This window comes from Desulfonatronum lacustre DSM 10312, assembly GCF_000519265.1.
Classification (GTDB): domain Bacteria; phylum Desulfobacterota; class Desulfovibrionia; order Desulfovibrionales; family Desulfonatronaceae; genus Desulfonatronum; species Desulfonatronum lacustre.
On the sequence record NZ_KI912608.1, the window covers coordinates 2,045,946 to 2,062,502 of the forward strand.

Annotated in this window: 13 protein-coding genes; 10 read left to right on the forward strand and 3 right to left on the reverse strand. The window is 63.0% G+C overall.

Going from position 1 to position 16,557, the window contains the following annotated elements; all coding sequences use genetic code 11:
- The first annotated feature begins 48 nt into the window (after window positions 1–48).
- The 10 genes from DESLA_RS0109640 to DESLA_RS0109685 all read left to right on the forward strand — a co-directional run bounded on the left by DESLA_RS0109640 (window position 49) and on the right by DESLA_RS0109685 (window position 11,887).
- Entirely contained in the window at window positions 49–810 is a 762-nt protein-coding gene (locus DESLA_RS0109640) for a glycosyltransferase family 2 protein (protein WP_051434558.1), read from the forward strand.
- Window positions 807–1,178, forward strand: a complete 372-nt coding sequence (locus tag DESLA_RS19790; protein ID WP_211239046.1) for a DUF2304 domain-containing protein — start codon at window positions 807–809, stop codon at window positions 1,176–1,178. The genes DESLA_RS0109640 and DESLA_RS19790 overlap by 4 nt, the downstream gene beginning before the upstream one ends.
- Before the next feature lie 229 nt (window positions 1,179–1,407).
- Window positions 1,408–3,183 (forward strand): TolC family protein, encoded by a 1,776-nt coding sequence (locus DESLA_RS0109650; RefSeq protein WP_028572287.1) that lies wholly within the window; start codon window positions 1,408–1,410, stop codon window positions 3,181–3,183.
- A gap of 15 nt (window positions 3,184–3,198) precedes the next feature.
- Window positions 3,199–3,687 (forward strand): toxin-antitoxin system HicB family antitoxin, encoded by a 489-nt coding sequence (locus tag DESLA_RS0109655; RefSeq protein ID WP_028572288.1) that lies wholly within the window; start codon window positions 3,199–3,201, stop codon window positions 3,685–3,687.
- Window positions 3,688–3,889: 202 nt separating this feature from the next.
- Window positions 3,890–4,255: a hypothetical protein gene (locus DESLA_RS0109660; RefSeq protein ID WP_156932919.1), complete on the forward strand. Its 366-nt coding sequence runs from the start codon at window positions 3,890–3,892 to the stop codon at window positions 4,253–4,255.
- Between the two features lie 15 nt (window positions 4,256–4,270).
- The gene (locus tag DESLA_RS19795; protein WP_051434559.1) at window positions 4,271–5,998 is read left to right on the forward strand and encodes a type I secretion system permease/ATPase; all 1,728 of its coding nucleotides are present in this window, start codon (window positions 4,271–4,273) and stop codon (window positions 5,996–5,998) included.
- Window positions 5,999–6,070: 72 nt separating this feature from the next.
- The gene (locus tag DESLA_RS19800; RefSeq protein WP_051434560.1) at window positions 6,071–7,747 is read left to right on the forward strand and encodes a type I secretion system permease/ATPase; all 1,677 of its coding nucleotides are present in this window, start codon (window positions 6,071–6,073) and stop codon (window positions 7,745–7,747) included.
- Window positions 7,748–7,754: 7 nt separating this feature from the next.
- On the forward strand, window positions 7,755–9,110 hold the full coding sequence (locus DESLA_RS19805; protein ID WP_051434561.1) for an HlyD family type I secretion periplasmic adaptor subunit: 1,356 nt from the start codon (window positions 7,755–7,757) through the stop codon (window positions 9,108–9,110).
- Between the two features lie 184 nt (window positions 9,111–9,294).
- Window positions 9,295–11,556, forward strand: coding sequence for a S8 family serine peptidase (locus tag DESLA_RS0109680; RefSeq protein ID WP_028572290.1), 2,262 nt, complete (start codon window positions 9,295–9,297; stop codon window positions 11,554–11,556).
- 52 nt (window positions 11,557–11,608) lie between these two features.
- Window positions 11,609–11,887 (forward strand): hypothetical protein, encoded by a 279-nt coding sequence (locus DESLA_RS0109685; protein WP_028572291.1) that lies wholly within the window; start codon window positions 11,609–11,611, stop codon window positions 11,885–11,887.
- 50 nt (window positions 11,888–11,937) lie between these two features.
- On the opposite strand, the gene DESLA_RS21740 is transcribed toward DESLA_RS0109685, so the two are convergent.
- From DESLA_RS21740 to DESLA_RS0109700, 3 genes are read right to left on the reverse strand one after another with little or no spacing between them, the layout of a single operon-like run.
- Window positions 11,938–14,184 (reverse strand): methyltransferase domain-containing protein, encoded by a 2,247-nt coding sequence (locus DESLA_RS21740; RefSeq protein WP_051434562.1) that lies wholly within the window; start codon window positions 14,182–14,184, stop codon window positions 11,938–11,940.
- Window positions 14,181–15,653: an ABC transporter ATP-binding protein gene (locus tag DESLA_RS19815; RefSeq protein ID WP_051434563.1), complete on the reverse strand. Its 1,473-nt coding sequence runs from the start codon at window positions 15,651–15,653 to the stop codon at window positions 14,181–14,183. Before DESLA_RS19815 ends, DESLA_RS21740 begins: the two co-directional genes overlap by 4 nt.
- A 1-nt stretch (window position 15,654) precedes the next feature.
- On the reverse strand, window positions 15,655–16,503 hold the full coding sequence (locus DESLA_RS0109700) for an ABC transporter permease (protein ID WP_051434879.1): 849 nt from the start codon (window positions 16,501–16,503) through the stop codon (window positions 15,655–15,657).
- Window positions 16,504–16,557: the final 54 nt, after the last annotated feature.

A 16,557-nucleotide genomic window follows, 5' to 3' on the forward strand; every position in this document is an offset into this window, starting at 1 on the left:
TCTGGAATGGTTGCCGAGTCCCGCCTTTTTGGCTAAGGGCCTAGGATCATGTCCGCGCATCACGTTCAAGACGCCCCCTTCCGCCAAACTCCGCCGTTGCCCAAAGCCGCTTCCCCTGTACTGGTCGTCATTCCGGCCTGGAACGAGCAAGCCAGCATCGGTGATGTTGTCCGTCAAGTCATTGCTCTTGAAGAATTCCACGTCTTGGTTGTGGACGACGCCAGCACGGACGACACGGCTGATCTCGCCCTGCGGGCCGGCGCCCAGGTGGTGACGCTGCCGGTCAATCTGGGAGCTTGGGGCGCCATGCAGACCGGGATGCGCTACGCCCGACAAAACGGCTATCAAACAGTGATCACCATGGACGCCGACGGACAGCACCTGGCCGAAACCCTGCCGTCGCTGCTCACGCCCCTTCGCGACTACCACGCCGACGTGGTCATCGGCTCCTGCACCCCTCGGGGCAGCCGGGCTCGAAAAACCGCCTGGACCCTCTTCCGCCGACTGTCCGGCCTGAACGTCCGGGATCTGACCTCCGGGCTGAGGGCCTACTCCGGCCCGGCCGTCACGCTGCTGGCCTCCAGTCGGGCCTCTCTCCTGGATTACCAGGACGTCGGGGTCCTGCTCCTGCTGCGCAAGGCCGGGCTGCGCATTCAGGAAGTCCAGGTGGCCATGTGCCCGCGCCGACACGGTTCATCCAAGGTTTTCAGCTCCTGGTTGAAGGTCGGCGAGTACATGCTGCTGACGCTGGTCCTTTGTCTTTCCCACTGCATGTCCCGGCCAACCCCCCAGCCACAAGGCACCAAGTGACCCCCCTTCCAATCCCCTTGCAATGGACCACCGGCCTGCTCGGCCTGGGCATTGCCTGCGCGATTCTGCTGCTCATCCGCAAGGACAGCCTGCACGTCCGGCATTCCATCTGGTGGCTGACCGTGGCAGCGGGTTCGGTCCTGCTCGGTTTTTTTCCCCGCCTTGTGGACCAACTCGGCACCCTGCTCGGCGTCCATTACCCACCCATCCTTTTCCTGACCATGGCCGTCGGCATGATCCTGATCAAGATCCTGACCATGGACATTGAACGCTCCCGCCAGGAACGCGCCCTGCGTCGGCTGACCCAACGGATGGCCATCCTGGAAGCCCGGCTTCCCGATCAACATCAGGCCGACGACGAGTCCTGATCCCTTTTCGACCTCTTTCTCCCCGACTCCCCTCATTTCGAATTCCAGGCTGAAACAGCAGCTTGACATGGCGACCATGGAACCATATACGGAACCACTGGCGCCAAGATGCTCCGTTCCACCCTGACCAAAAATACTCTCGGGGCTTCATCGGCTCTTTCGACGCAAAACATTTCAAACGCTTACTGCAATGCATACCACCAAAGACCTGTCTCCAGAGGAATCCTTGATGTCACGGAAATACTCGCCCTCCCTCCCAACACTTTCCAAGCAGGTTCTCTCCGGCCTGCTCGTCATTGCTCTCACGCTCCCGCCCCTGCCGATCCTGGCTCGAGAGGCCGAAGAGATTGAAAACAACGCCCCGGACGCCACGAGCGCCCTGATTCTGGAAATGGAGGAATGCGTCCAGATCGGCCTGGTCCGCAATCCCCGCATCAAGGCCGCTGAATACGCCGTCCAACGGGCCGGTTCGGACGTCCATGCCGCTTTCGCCGATTTTCTGCCCCGGATTGACACCGGTTTTCAGGCTCGGAGGATGCGCCAAATGCGCTCCGGACTGCCGTCCACGGATACCGAAGAACAAGAAAACGGGGATTCCGCTGAAAGTGACGACAACGACCACTACGACGGCCCGGCTGAAGGCGAAGGCGCCAGGATGCTGGCCCGGGCCCTGGCCAAAAATAAAGACGACACCCCGCTCCCTGCGGACCCGGTCAATCCCACCCCCGTCTTCAACCCATTTGAAGAACTTCAGCAGCAACTCAATCAGATCAACGAGGGCTTGAATCAACAGAATCAAGCCCTGGCCGGCCTTGATGAGAATTTGAGCAACCTCGATGAAAACCTGGAGGAACTCAACGTCAAGCTGGACGATCTCCAGGAGGCCCTGAACAAGCGCCCCCTGGACGCGGATTCCACCAGTTTCGACGAGACCGTCTGGTATGCGCGCATCAGCCAGCCCGTGTTCACCGGCTTCACCATCACCAACACCTACCTCCGTTCCCGGTTGACCCGGGAAATGACGGAAGCGGAGTTGGAATACGTTCGACTGGAGGTGGCTCGGGATATCCGCGTGGCCTTCCTGAACGTGCTCTGGGCCCAGGAGGACATGCGCAGCCTGGAAGCCCGAATCACCCGCCTGGAAGCCCAGCTTGAGGCGGCTGAAGCCTTCACGCGTCTCGGCATGAAGCCCTACCTGGATGTGCTGCAGGCCGAAGTGGATCTCAGCGAGGCCCGCCAGGATCACACCCAGGTGCTCAACGCCCAACGGGTGCACACGGCCCGTCTGCTGACCCTGATGGGCATGCCCTCGGAAACCCCCCTGGAGGTCGCCGGACGCCTGGAGTCCTTTCAGCCCGACTTTTCCCTGACCTTGCATGAATGCTTGGCCGAGTCCCGCAACAATCGCCCGGACCTGTTCATCGCCCACAAGGCCGTGGAAGTGGCTGAAAAAGACGTTCATCTTGCCTGGGGCCGGTTCGCGCCCACGGCATCCGTGGATTTCGCCTACAATGTTCAGGACCGGAAATACCGGGACCGAGAAGTCGCCGAACGCTACGACTACAGCGACCGCCAGTACTGGACCCTGGGCCTGAACGTCTCCATGAACCTGTTCGAAGGGGGCCGTTCACGGGCCATGGTCATGCGCGCACGCCATGAGCTGTTCCGGATTCGGGAGGATATGCTGCACCACGAGATGCAGGCCGCCTACGAAGTGGAGTCCGCGTACCTGGTCCTGCATGAAGCCCAACAGCGCATCGATTCCACGGTCAAGGTCCGGGCCGCGGCCCAGGAAGCCTACGACATGGCCCTGGTCCGCTACCGCACCGAAATCGGCACCCAAACCGAACTCCTGGACGCCCAGGAACGCCTGGCCCGCTCGGAAACCAATACCAATCAGGCCCGCGCCCAATACAACCGCGCCCGCGCCCAACTCTACTTCGCCATGGGCTGGCTCGAATCCCACCCAACCCCACAAACCCAACAAGCTCAACAAACCCAATAAACCCAACAAACCCAAATGCCTTCCACCTACTCCATAACCTTGCTCTGGGATGAACAACGGGACGGATATATCGCCTACTGCCCTGAATTCCCCGAGTTGGAGGCCTTTTCTTCCTCCCCCGCAACCGCCGCCGCCGGGATTGAAGCCCAGATCCTGGCACGGCTCAACGAGATGCATGGCCGCGGAGCTCCTCCTCCTGCTCCGCGGCACTGCGTCCCGTTCAGCGGCCAGTTCCGGCTCCGCCTGCCCAAGAGCCTGCATGCCACCCTGTCTCGAGAAGCCGAGGACGAAGGCCTCTCCTTGAACGGCTACATCCAATACCTTCTGGCCGCCCGGCACGCCGCGACCATCGCGACCCAGCCAAACGCGACGCACCGGATCGACGACATCCAGGAAACCGTCCGCCTGATCCAGGACCGGGTCGACAGCCTGACCTTCACCCAGGAAGAACACCCGAATTTCCTCTGGAACAACGAATCCGCCGCCACCATCTCGTTGCAATAGGGTTTGTTGGGTTTGTGGAGTTTGTTAGGTTTGTGGAGCTAAATAAAATTTCCTAACCAACCAAAACAACCCAATAAACCCAACAAACCCAATACAACCCAACAAACCCCAAAAACCCAACAAACCCAAAAAAACCAAAATGATTCGCCTAATCTGGTCCGTCCTTTGCCGAGAAATCCTCACCGACCGGGAAACCAATTCCGTGAGCTACATCCATAGCATAGAGGAGGGGGCCGCCACGGTTCTGCCCACCCGCATCGCGCCCGTGAGCCTGGGAACGCTCTGGGAAATGGACGGCACGCAGCCGGAGCCCTTCGCCGCCCGGATCACGCTCGGCACCCCCTCGGGCCAGGAGATCGGCATGCTCCAGACCGGCCGGTTGACCTTCACCAACCCCAGGCACCGCCTCCATTTTCGCCTTCAAGGCCTGCCCATGACCGAGTTCGGCCGCCACGAAATCCGTCTGGATTTCACCAAAGACAACCAATGGCAACGCGCCGCGACCATGCCCTTCGTCCTGCGCCGCCTCATACTCCCCCCAACCCCAAAAACCCCACCAACCCCATAAACCCAACAAACCCAAATGTCTTACCCAGCCACCATCTCCACCCAAACCGTCCACCCGCTCAGCGCGACCAGCAAACCGGCCGGCATGGACCCGGTCACGGCCAAGCTCCGCGCCCTGACCCGTCACGTTTTCGGCCGCACCCTGCTTTTCAGCTTCGTGGCCGGGGTCCTGCGCCTGGCCGTGCCCATGAACATGCTGGCCATGTACAGCATCGTCATTCCCAGCCAGGACCCTCTCAACGCCTACGTCATCACCGGCGCGGCCCTGGGGGCGCTTTTGGCCATGGGGCTGCTGGAACTGGTCCGCTCCAGGTTGATGGTCCGATACGGAGTGGCGGTGCAGCGCGACCTGTCCGACACGGTGCTTTCCGGAATGCTCCGGGACTCCGCGGAAATGCATTCCCAGGGTTTTTCGGAGGCCATGGGCAACCTGCAAAAGGTGCGCAACTTCGTCAGTTCGCCGGCTGTGTTCGCGCTGTTCGACTGCCTGCTCGCCCCGTTTCTGCTGCTCATCGTCTTTCTGATCCACCCGATTATGGGCCTGACGGCCCTGGTTTCCATCGGCTGCGTCGTCCTGCTGGCCTGGAGAATGGAAAAAGGCTCCAAGGCCCCCTTGAAGCAGGCCAATGTCCTGGCCGGCAAGAACAACTCTTTTTTGCAGGAATGTCTGCGCGGCAAGGCCGCCATCCAGGCCATGGGCATGACCGACGCGGTTTCCGGCCTCTGGCGCCGGGATCAGGACAAAGTCCTGGCCCTGCAGTCCGGGGCCAGCGATCAGGCCGGCCGGCTTTCGGCCATGTCCAAGCTGGTGACCATGGGCAACACCGTCGTCTTATTCGGCATCGGCGCCCATCTGGTGATCAATTCGCCCATGGGCGCGGGCAACGTTCTGATGGCCGTGATCATTGCCGGACAGGCCATCATGCCCCTGCACCAGGCCATGGCCAACTGGACCAATCTCCAGGAAGCCCGCCAGGCTTACGGCAACCTGAAGGACCTGCTGGCCGGGTCCGCCGAGCAGGCCGAGCGCATGGAACTGCCTCCGCCCAAGGGCGCCCTGGCCCTGGAACAACTGGTCTTCGCCCTTCCCGGACAGGCGATTCTGCGCGGCGTATCCCTTTCCCTGGAGCCCGGTGAATTCCTGGGCGTGATCGGCCCCATGGCCGCGGGCAAGACCACCCTGGCCCGCCTGCTGACCGGGGTGGTCAGGCCCACCTCCGGAACCATTCGCCTGGACGGCGCGGACATGTACAACTGGGACCAGACCCGCCTGGGAAAATTTCTGGGATATCTGCCCCAGGAAGTTGAACTGTTCCCCGGGACCATCAGCGAGAACATCGCCCGGATGGCCGAGCCGGCCCCCGAATTCCTGGACCGGGCCGCGGCCATGTCCGGGCTGGACTCGGCCCTGGCCGGGCAGCCCGACGGGTTGGACACCCTGATCGCCGAAGGCGGGGCCAACCTGCCCGGTGGTCTGCGCCAACGCATCGGCCTGGCCCGTGCTCTGTACGGCAACCCGCGGCTGGTCATCCTGGACGAACCCGACGCCAATCTTGATCAAGCCGGCCGCGACGCCCTGCTGGCCGCCCTGGCCGAACTCAAGCGCCGCCAGGTCACCGTGGTCATGGTCACCCACCGCGTCTCCCTGATCACCCGCTCCGACAAACTCCTGGTCCTCCAACAAGGCGTCCCGGTCCAATACGGCCCCACGTCCGATGTCCTGTCCAAACTTCAAAACAAATAGTCCGGTAAGCCTTGGACCAAAATCCTGTCACAACCGTTGAACCGTGAACCACTGAACCGAGAAACCAATAAAATGTTCCGCTTCATCCCCAAATCCCTCATCCCCATCTACGCTACGGCCTTTTTTTTCAGCCTGTTCATCAACGTGCTCAGTTTGGCCGTGCCGTTGCACATGCTGCAAATCTTCGACCGGGTGCTCACCGGGCGCAGCGAGGCCACGTTGATCTTCGTGACCATGGCGGCCCTGCTGGCCTTGACGATCATGGGCGTTCTGGAGGGGCTGCGCTCCCGGCTTCTGGTTCGGCTGGGCAACCGGGTGGACCAGCGCATGGGCGATCCCGTAATCAAGGCCATGTTCACGCCCAAGGGGCTGCCCGGAACGCCGAGCTACGAACGCGGCGCCGCGGACCTGAACGCGGTGAAGGCGTTTCTCGGCGGCACCGGCATTTTCGCTTTTTTCGACCTGCCCTGGCTGCCCATCTATCTGGCCGTGACCTTCATGCTCCATCCGGTGATCGGCATGGTTTCCACGGTCGGGGCCGTGGTGCTGTTCCTGCTGTTGTTCGTCAACGAGTCCCTGACCCGCAAGGCGGCCCGCGAAGCAGCCGAGTCCTCCTCCCAGGCCGCGACCATCCTCCGCACGGCCCAGCGCAACGTCCATGCCGTGTACGCCATGGGCATGCTCCCGGACATCGTGGCCCGGTGGCAGCGCAACGGGGGCCGCGACCTGGCCATGGAAACCCGGGTCCACAACCGGACCGGCCTCAGCTCAGCCATGACCAAAACCCTGCGCATGGGCCTGCAGGCCATTATTCTCAGCGTGGGCGCGGTGCTGGTGATCGCCAACGAGATTACCGCCGGGGTGATGATCGTGGGGTCGATCATGATGGGCAAGGCCCTCCAGCCCCTGGACCTAATCCTGGCCGGCTGGCGGCAGTTTCAGGAAGCCCGCCTGGCCGCGGGGCGCTTGAACCTGGCCGTGCCAAGTTCCGACCGCTCTTCGGCTTCCGACCGGCTCCGGCCACGGCAAACCCTGGAACTGCCCTCGGGCTCGGCCGCCCCGGTTCCCACGCCCCACCCAGGGCTGCTCGTCCGTGACCTGAACCTCCGGCTCCACGATCGCCCGATCCTCACCAACGTCTCCCTGGACCTGCCTCCCGGCCGGATCATGGCCCTGGTCGGCCCCAGCGGTGCGGGAAAGACCACGCTGGCCGGCACCCTGGTCGGCCTGTACGCCCCGGAATCCGGAGAACTGCGTCTCGACGGTCACGACCTGACCACCCTGGACGAGGCGTCAAGATCCTCGCTCATCGGCTATCTTCCCCAGGACGTGGAGCTGCTCCCGGCCACGGTGGGCCAGAACATCGGCCGGATGAGCGACGAAGACGCCCAAGGCATCGTCACCGCGGCCCAGGCCGCCGGGGCGCACGAATTGATTCTCCGCCTTCCCCGGGGCTACGACACCCCGGTCGCGCCACGGGCCGCCAACCTCTCAGCCGGGCAGCGCCAGCGCATCGCCCTGGCCCGCGCCCTCTACGGCCACCCGCGGCTGCTGGTCCTGGACGAACCCGACGCCAACCTGGACGACGAAGGCCGCCAGGCCCTGGCCAGGGCCATCGCCGCGGCCCGAAGCAACGGCAACCTCATCCTGCTCATCTCCCACCGCCCCTGGATCCTCAAAATGGCCGACGCCGTGATCCAACTTGAAGAGGGAAAGGTAATAACCCAACAATCTCCACAAACCCCATAAACTCATCATGAAAAACCAACTTTCACTCCCCACTGCGTCGAAACCCCATACCGAACCAACGGCCCCTTCCGACAACACCCGACCGATCATCATCGCCGGGCTGCTGATCATTCTGCTCTTTTTCGGAGGGCTGGGCGCCTGGGCGGCCATGGCCACCATCAGCGCGGCGGTCATCGCCCAGGGCGAGGTCAAGGTGGATTCCAACCGCCGCACCGTTCAGCACCTGGAGGGCGGCATCGTCCGGGAAATTCTGGTCCGTGACGGCGATCGGGTCAGCCGCGGGCAGGTTTTGATTCGCCTCGAGGCCGAGCAGGTCAGCGCGGCCTACGATCTCCAGCAGGGCCAACGCGACCATCTCCTGGCCGTCAAGGCCCGTCTGGAAGCCGAGCGGGATCGCGCCGAGCGCGTATCCTGGCCCCCGGAACTGCTGGAGCGCCGGGACGAGTCCAACGTGTCCGCCACCATGGAAGGGGAAAACAAGATCTTTCAGGCCCGCCGCTCCGCCCTGCAAAACCAGACCGGACTGCTGCATACCCAGATCGAGCAGTTGCAAATCTTCATTCGCAGCCTGGACGAACAGGCCGTGGCCGTGGACCGGATCATCGCCTCCCTGGTCGACGAGATCGACTCCAAGACCATTCTCATGGAAGGCCGCTACCTGGAAAAATCACATATCATGGAGTTGACCAGAACGTTGGACGGCCATCGCGCCCGCCAGGAACAGCTCATCGGCGAACGGGCCCAGACCCGGGAGCGCATCGCCGAATTGCGGCTGCGCATCCAGGATCTGAACACCCAGTACATGCAGGAGGCCGTGACCAAACTCGGCGAAACCCAGAACGCCCTGTTCGAGTTGGAGGACCGTCGACGGCCCACCGTGGACCAGGCCCGTCGCCTGGAAATCACCTCCCCGGACGACGGCATCGTGGTGGGTCTGAAAGTGCACACCCCCGGCGGGGTCATCGCCCCCCGGGAGCCGCTGATGGACATCGTCCCCGGGGACATGCCCCTGATCGTCGAGGCCCAGGTGGACGTGCACCGGATCAGCGACGTGCATGTCGGCCAGCAGGCCGAACTGGTGCTCACCGCGTTCAAGCAACGCACCACGCCCCGGGCCCAGGGCACGGTGACCTACGTCTCCGCTGACCGCCTGACCACCCAGACCCCCCACGGCAACTTCCCGTACTACGAAGCCCGGATCGCCATCGACCGCGACTCCCTGGTCACGGCCATCACCGACCCGGCCCTGCTCTCCCCGGGCATGCCCGTGGAAGTCTACATCAAAACCCACCCCCGCACGGTGCTCCAATACCTCATGGAACCGGTCACCGCCGGCCTGCGCAAGGCGCTGCGCGAGCAGTGAGGGTTTGTTGGCTTGTTTTGGGTTGTTTTGGGTTTGTTGGGTTGTTTGGGTTTGTGGGGTTTGTTGGGTTGAAAAGATGTATTGAGTTCGCGGATGGAATCGAGTAAGGCGGCATCAAGACAAACCCCACAAACCCCACAAACCCCACAAACCCCACAAACCCCACAAACCCCACAAACCCAAAATGATAAACGACCCCATCTTCCCCGACCAATGGCAGATCCACCCCTCCTCTCCGTGGAACGTCAGGGCGTATCCCGTCTGGCTGGACTATACGGGTAAGGGCGTGACCGTGTTCGTGGCGGACGACGGGTTTCAGGTGGACCATCCGGACCTGGCCGCGAACATCATCAGCCATGTCAACCTGGAAACCATGGAGCCGGACGGCCGCCCGCGTTCGGAAAACGACAACCACGGTACGTCCGTTGCCGGACTGATCGCCGCGCCGATCAACGGCCTGGGCGTGGTGGGCGTGGCGCCCGAAGCCTCCCTGATCCTGGGCCGACTGCCGTTCAGCGACGAAGAGGAAGACCCTTCCCATACGGCGGAGACCAACGCCTTTGCCCTGGCCAAAAATTACGACGTGATGAACAACAGTTGGGGCTACACCCCCCTGGGCGATTCCTGGTTTGACGAGGATTTTCAGGAAGTCTACGCCAATCTCGTCACCGCGGTCCGCGAAGGCCGCGGCGGCCTGGGCACGATCATCGTCTTTTCCGCCGGCAACGAGCAATTGGACGAAGAGACCGGCCAGCCGTTCCAGTACAATTCCAACCTCAAGAATTTGCAGAACCATCCCTACACCATTGCCGTGGCCAACCTGACCGTGGACGGTTCCATCTACTCGGACGAGGGCAACTCCCTGCCCGGGGCCAACGTCCTGGTGGCCGCTCCGGGCGAGGGCACGGTGACCACGGACCGCCTGCCCCCGGACGGGTATATTCCCTACGACGCCTACACGGAGTTCGGCGGCACCTCGGCCGCCGCGCCGGTGACCTCCGGGATCGTGGCCCTGATGCTGGAGGCCAACCCGAATCTGGGTTTTCGCGACGTCCAGGAAATCCTGGCCTACAGCGCCCGGGAAACGCCCTTCATGCAGGCCCGGACCAATGGGGCGGAAAACTGGAACCTGGGCGGCCTGACCTTTTCCGACGCCTTCGGCTTCGGCGTGGTGGACGCCCTGGCCGCGGTGAGCCTGGCCGAGACCTGGCACAAGCAGAGCACCGCGCAAAATCAGCTGGAGCAAAACTTCGAGCTGACCGGACTGGCCGGACGCGCCCTGGGCTCCACCCTCTCCCATTCCTTCACGGTCAATGACAGCGTTTCCCTGGAGCACGTTCTCCTGGCCGTGAACATGGACGGCGTCTCCCTGGAGCACCTGCGCATCGAGCTGATCTCCCCCTCCGGGACCCGCTCCACCCTGATTAGCGACGCCCTGGTGGAGACCGACGGGTTGGTCTTCGAGTTCTCCAGCGTCCAGTTCCTGGGCGAGGACGCGGCCGGAACCTGGACCCTGGAAATGACCAACACCGGCCCGACCGGACGGATCAACGAGATCGCCTTCACCGCCCTGGGCGGCAACGCTCCCAGGGCGCACGTCATCACCGACGCCGTGCTCAACGCCACCGGCCCGCTGGTCATGGATACGGAAGGCTACTCCGTGATCAACGCCGCGGCCTTCGGCGGCGATGCCGTGATCAACCTCAGCGCCGGAACAATGGCCTTCGACCACCTCTCCGGGACCATCACCGACCCGTCTCTCGTTCGCTTTGTCGCCACCGGCGACGGCGATGACACCATCGTGGTCAACAGCCTGGACAACGTCGTCAGGGCCGGACGCGGCAATGACCTGATTTCCAGCGGATTGGGCGACAACATCATTAATGCCGGACCGGGCCTGGACGTGGTCTACTATTCCCAGCACGCCGCCACCGCCTTGCAGGTCACCGGCAATCGGGAGCAGGCCGTCGTCCTTGCCGACGATTTTTCGGATCTGCTGCACCAGGCCACCCTGGTGGTATCTCGCGACTACGTGGTAACCATGCTCGCGCCAACAGCCGGCATCAGCGCACGCGGGCTGGATCCGCACTTCTACCTGGAACAGAATCCGGACGTGGCCGCAGCGGTCGACCAGGGTTGGATGAGCGCGGAACAGCACTATCAGTCCTACGGCATATTTGAATCACGGGCCCCAAACCCACTGCTGGCCCCTGATTTTTATCTTGAAAACAACCCGGATGTCGCCCTGGCCGTCGAGCAAGGGCTGCTCACAGCCCACGATCATTATTTCAGCAGCGGCTGGCTCGAAGGCCGCGACCCATCCGCCTATTTCTCAACCACCAGCTACCTGGAAATCCACCAGGACGTAGCCCTGGCCGGCATGAACCCCCTGGAGCACTACCTGCTCTACGGCATAACCGAAAGCCGCGCCGCCTACCTCGCCTAACCCAAAAAACCCCACAAACCCAACAAACCCCACAAACCCAAAAGGAGTCCCCATGTCTCAAAACACGGTGAACGATCCCAAACTCAAGGAAGAAAGCAATCTCCTGGCCAAGGAAGTGTTCACCCCCGTCTTGCAGGTGGCGGTAAAAAAGGCCGTGGACGCCAAGCACAGCCAGAACGCCATTCTCAACGGCAGCCTCTACGCTTTTGCCGGCATGCTGACCATGATCTTGGGTGGCGAGAAGAATACGGCTGCTTTACTGCGCGATTTCGCGGACCATCTGGAACAACACGGTCTGGAACAGCCCGAACCGGGCGAGATTCGGCAATAGCTTCCACTCCGTTCCGACTGGCAAAAATGCACGGATGAGGATACGACCCGCTACCGCCGCAACAGAACAGCCACGTCCAGAGGACCGAACAGCATCCGATCCATATCCGTGTTGCCTGTCGGCAAGACATGCGGCGCGAGCTGCATATAAGGATGCAGATGACGCAACTCGACGTCAGAAAACCCGCAATGGTGTCCCGTAAACTCCAGGAGCGGGCCCGGCAAGGGTTTGAAGTGCGAGGGGTCCAGATGAAACAGGCAGGCCCCCACTTGCAGATTCTCGGCGTTGGGCGTCTCGAAGATGGCGAGTCCGCCGGGGCGCAGCACCCTGTGGGTCTGACGGAATATCCCCAGGACCCTATCAAAAGGCAGATGCTCCAGCAGATGAAATCCGCTCACCAGCCCGACCGAGGCCCGCGGCAGGCTCAGAAGGTGGTCCAGGGCATCGCGGTGGACGACATCGAGCCCCATGTTCCGGCACTGCTGGAGCAGTTCCTGATCCCGGTCCACTCCCAGGGCCGCTAAAAAACCCTCCGCCCGCAGCAATTCCAGCCATTCTCCCCGGCCGCACCCCAAGTCCACCGCGGCGACATCCGGCCCGAAGGTCGTCAGCAGATTCCGGATATCTTCCTGATAGGCGTCGCGTAGGCGTCGTGCGATCTCCTCTCGTGATCCGCGAAAGCGGTCCTCGAACGCGGCGTAAAATCCGCGAGACGGTTTTGAGGCGATCTCCGCTTCGTCCGGTTTCAAGGCCTCTCCCGCTTCCGCCAAAGTGGTGGGCTCCTGCTCCGGCCCCTCCGGATTCGGGGATCGGGGAGCCTTGGACAGATCGCCGCGTTCCAGGGCCGCGGCTATTTCGGACAGTCGCCGGCGATGGATTCGCCCCACCGCCTCGGGTGAAAAATGCGCCGCCACCCACTGCTCGGCCCGTCTTCCGGTTGCCGCGCCGATCTCCGGATTAGCGGCCAAGCGCAACATCATCCCGGCCAGGGCCTCGACCCGCGGTTCGGCCCACCACTCCCCGGCCGGGTAGGGGCCGTGCGCCTGTTCCAGCATGCTGCGTCCGCAGGGGATGGGAAAGCTGATCCCCTTCCGGATGAAGTCACGGCTTCCGGACCAGGGGGTGGCAAGAACCGGCTTGCCCAGAGCCATGGCTTCGACCATGCCCAACCCGAACCCTTCGGAACGGTGCGTGGAAACGTAGGCGTCGCAAACCGCCTGCAAGCGGGTCATCTCCGCCCGGCTCACGTGTCGGTCCATGAGCATGATGCCCGGATGCTCCGCGCACAGTGCGGTCAGTCTGGCGAGTTCCTCCGGGTGTTTCGCGCCGTTGTGCGTCTTGACCACCAGGATGCGGCGTTGTTCGGAAACATCAAAAGCCATCCGGAACGCCCGAATCGCGGCCATGGGATTCTTGCGCTCCAACTCGGAATGAAAATCCAGGCTGCACAGAAAAATATAGGCTCCCTCGGGCAGACCGAATTCAGCCCGGTTCGCCCCCCGCGGAGCATCCGCGGCAACGGCATGGGGCGCCAGGCTCACCGGTTTGGGCACGGCCGCGACCACGGCGTCGTACACAAACCGCGTCGGTGTCCAGACTTCGTCGCACCAGTCGAAAAAGCGTCGCCAGGCGTCCGGAAGGCGGGGCAATTCCCAGTTGAAATAGAATATATTGTACCGACCCGGCAAAAAATCAGGGCCCAGACGCTCCGGAATCAAATCTACATAGCGGGGATCCAGGTGAAATATGCTCACGTCGTAAAGCGAGCCGGAATCCGGAATCGCCGTTGCATGCGCGGAACGGGCATGCTCCGGCAGTTCCTCGGGAAACGGTACGACGCGCACCGGTATCCCGGCGGCCTCCAGAATCCGCACCGCGGACCGGGCCCCCTCGGCCACCCCGAAGTCATAATCCACCCAGCCGACCACGTTCACCCCGAATCCGGCGGGAAGCTCGGCCTGCTTGTCCGCGACCGGACTCCTGTCGGTACCGTCGCCCAGGGCTTCGAACTCCACCAGCCGTTGCAAGGCCTCCGCACGCAGACGCATCCCCTGGAGACCGGAGTGGGCGGCATGACGCTCCTTTCCGAACTCCCCTTCCAGATACGTCAGGCGATGCTCCAAGCGGTCCAGTTGCTCCCGCTGCACGGCGCTCTCCACGAGCAAGGCCCGCACCGCGGAGATCAGTTCGTTCCCCAATGCCCGATACGGGCGAAAAAACGGACGCAGCCGGGACGGCGCCCGGGAAGGACGGGCCAACAATTCGTCAATGCGATGCAAATACTCCAGAATTTTCAAGACGCTGCTCCTGTTGCGCGTTTTTCGCCCCCCAGACTGTTTGGGGCCGGGCTTTCATGCAAACCGCCGTCCCAGCCGCCCACCGTCTGGGCCAGAGCGTTGCACACCCCGGCCCACAGCGGTGCGCCGGGGCGGCGCAGCACCTCGAAACGCCGCTGATCATGGGCGTAGAACAAGTGCTCGGCATAAGCGTTCTCTCCGCGTCGTCCATTGGCCAACCCCACGGTGATGCTGTATTCGCCGGGGGTAAAGGGCAGCCAGAGATAAAAACCGGCCGCCCAGACCGTCCCGGACGCGGCAGGGGGCAGGACTTCGCCCAGGGTGTGGCTGGAGGCCTCGTACAGGACCATGCCCCGGCGATCCCGGATCTTGATTCCCAAAGCCGGGTCGTCCAGGTCGCGGCGGCAATGAAACCCGGCCAGGAGATACATCCAATCCCCGTTGACCAGAGAAGACCGTGCCTGGCCCTGTTCGTCGAAGATGCGCACAAAAGCCGGAACCACGACGTCATTGTCGGCGACGTCCCGCGAGGCCTCGCTCATGCACCGGGAAAGCAGGCTCTTGACCAGATCCGGGTCAAAGCGTCGCTCCACCAGGTCTTGGTAGCGCCCGGGCGGGGCCGCATGCAGCTCTCCGGCCGGAATTTGCCTGGCGGACTGCTCCAGGGCCTGGACGCGTTCATAGTCATAGATATCCACGGCCTCCCGGGCCGATCCCCAGAAGGCCGTCCGCCCTTGGCGGAGCAGCAAGGCCCGGTCGCAGAGTTCCAGGACCGCCGAGGAATCGTGGGAGACGAAAAGCAGGGTCCCGCCTCGCTCTCGGAACCGGTGCAGCCGTTCATAGCATTTTTGCACGAAGAAAATGTCCCCCACGGCCAAGGCCTCGTCCACGATCAGCACGTCCGGGTCCACCGCGGTCTGGACGGCGAAGGCCAAGCGCATGACCATGCCGGAGGAGTAGGTTTTCACGGGATGATCGATGAATGTCCCGATGTCCGCGAACCGCACGATGTCCGGATACCGCGCCTCGATTTCATGTCCTTCCAGGCCGAGGATGGCCGCGTTGAGCAGGACGTTTTCCCGACCCGTGAATTCCGGATTGAAGCCGCTGCCCAGTTCCAGCAGGGCCGCCACCCGGCCGGTCACCCGAGCCGTGCCCGCGCTGGGTTGCAGGATGCCCGCGATGATCTGCAGCAACGTCGACTTGCCCGAGCCGTTCCGCCCGATGATCCCGACGGACTCTCCCGGGCGCACCTCCATGGTCACGTCTTCCAAAGCCTGAAAGTCGTCGAAGCAGGCGCTCGAGGCCTGGATCATGCGCCGGCCTGCCACGCCGCCCAGCAATTCCCCTGCCCTGTGCAACAAGGGGCCTTTCAAGCGGGCGGCCGGACTTCGCCAAAGCCGGTAGGCCTTGCTCACGCCGACTACCTGGATCGAGTAGTCCGTCTGGATCGGATCCTCTGTACGCATGCTACATCACATCCGCGAATCCGGCCCGGGTGCGCTGAAACCACCAGAAGCCGATAGCGGCCGCGATTGTGGCCACCAAGCTGTAGATGCCCAGGGCGAACCAGTCCGGAGGCCGTCCCCAGATCAGCACCTCCCGGGCCTGCTCAATGATCACGGTCAGCGGATTGAGCAAAAGCATGGTTCGGTAAGGCTGCGGGACCGCATCCACCGGATAGAGCACCGGGGCCAGGAAAAGGAGAACCATGGTCAGTACGCCGGTCACCTGGGCGATGTCCCGGGCATAGACCCCCAAGGCGGCCAAAAACCACCCCATGCCCAGCATCAACACCAGCAGGGGCGCCAGGACCAGGGGCAGGAAAAGGATGGTCCAGTGAAGAAAGCCGTGCAGCAGGAAGAACAACCCCAGCAAAACCGCCAGAGCCGTTGCCGCGTGGAACAGGGCCGAGCCCAAAGCCACCCAGACCAGGATATCCAGGGGGAAGATGACTCGCTTGACATAATTTGAATTGCCCAGCACCAGGCCCGGAGCCCGGTTGAAGACTTCGGCGAACAGGCCGTGCACGATGAGCCCGGCAAAAAGAATCACCGCGAATTCGCCCTTGCCCCCCTGGGCTTCCCCCCCCCAGCGAGACTGGAAGACGACGCCGAAGACAAAAGTGTACACGCCGAGCATCAGAATGGGCAGCAACAAAGACCAGACCACTCCCATCAGCGAGCCCCGGTACCGGGCCGCCACCTCCCGCCAGGTCATCTGCCGGATCAGGCTGCGGTGCCGCCAGAAATTGCCCAGCGCGAATTTCAGGGTTGCACTGCCGGGCCGACCGGCCGGAACAATAGTCGTATCACGCATTGAACGCTCGTATTTTTCGGATTCCCGGCGCAAAGCGCGGTTCTGCCGGGTGCG

Bases quoted from the DNA above. Each gene is read 5' to 3' on its own strand.
- DESLA_RS0109640 (WP_051434558.1), top strand. From the start codon at position 49: ATGTCCGCGCATCACGTTCAAGACGCCCCCTTCCGCCAAACTCCGCCG.
- DESLA_RS0109650 (WP_028572287.1), top strand. From the start codon at position 1,408: ATGTCACGGAAATACTCGCCCTCCCTCCCAACACTTTCCAAGCAGGTT.
- DESLA_RS0109655 (WP_028572288.1), top strand. From the start codon at position 3,199: ATGCCTTCCACCTACTCCATAACCTTGCTCTGGGATGAACAACGGGAC.
- DESLA_RS19795 (WP_051434559.1), top strand. From the start codon at position 4,271: ATGTCTTACCCAGCCACCATCTCCACCCAAACCGTCCACCCGCTCAGC.
- DESLA_RS19800 (WP_051434560.1), top strand. From the start codon at position 6,071: ATGTTCCGCTTCATCCCCAAATCCCTCATCCCCATCTACGCTACGGCC.
- DESLA_RS19805 (WP_051434561.1), top strand. From the start codon at position 7,755: ATGAAAAACCAACTTTCACTCCCCACTGCGTCGAAACCCCATACCGAA.
- DESLA_RS0109680 (WP_028572290.1), top strand. From the start codon at position 9,295: ATGATAAACGACCCCATCTTCCCCGACCAATGGCAGATCCACCCCTCC.
- DESLA_RS0109685 (WP_028572291.1), top strand. From the start codon at position 11,609: ATGTCTCAAAACACGGTGAACGATCCCAAACTCAAGGAAGAAAGCAAT.
- DESLA_RS19815 (WP_051434563.1), bottom strand. From the start codon at position 15,653: ATGCGTACAGAGGATCCGATCCAGACGGACTACTCGATCCAGGTAGTC.
- DESLA_RS0109700 (WP_051434879.1), bottom strand. From the start codon at position 16,503: ATGCGTGATACGACTATTGTTCCGGCCGGTCGGCCCGGCAGTGCAACC.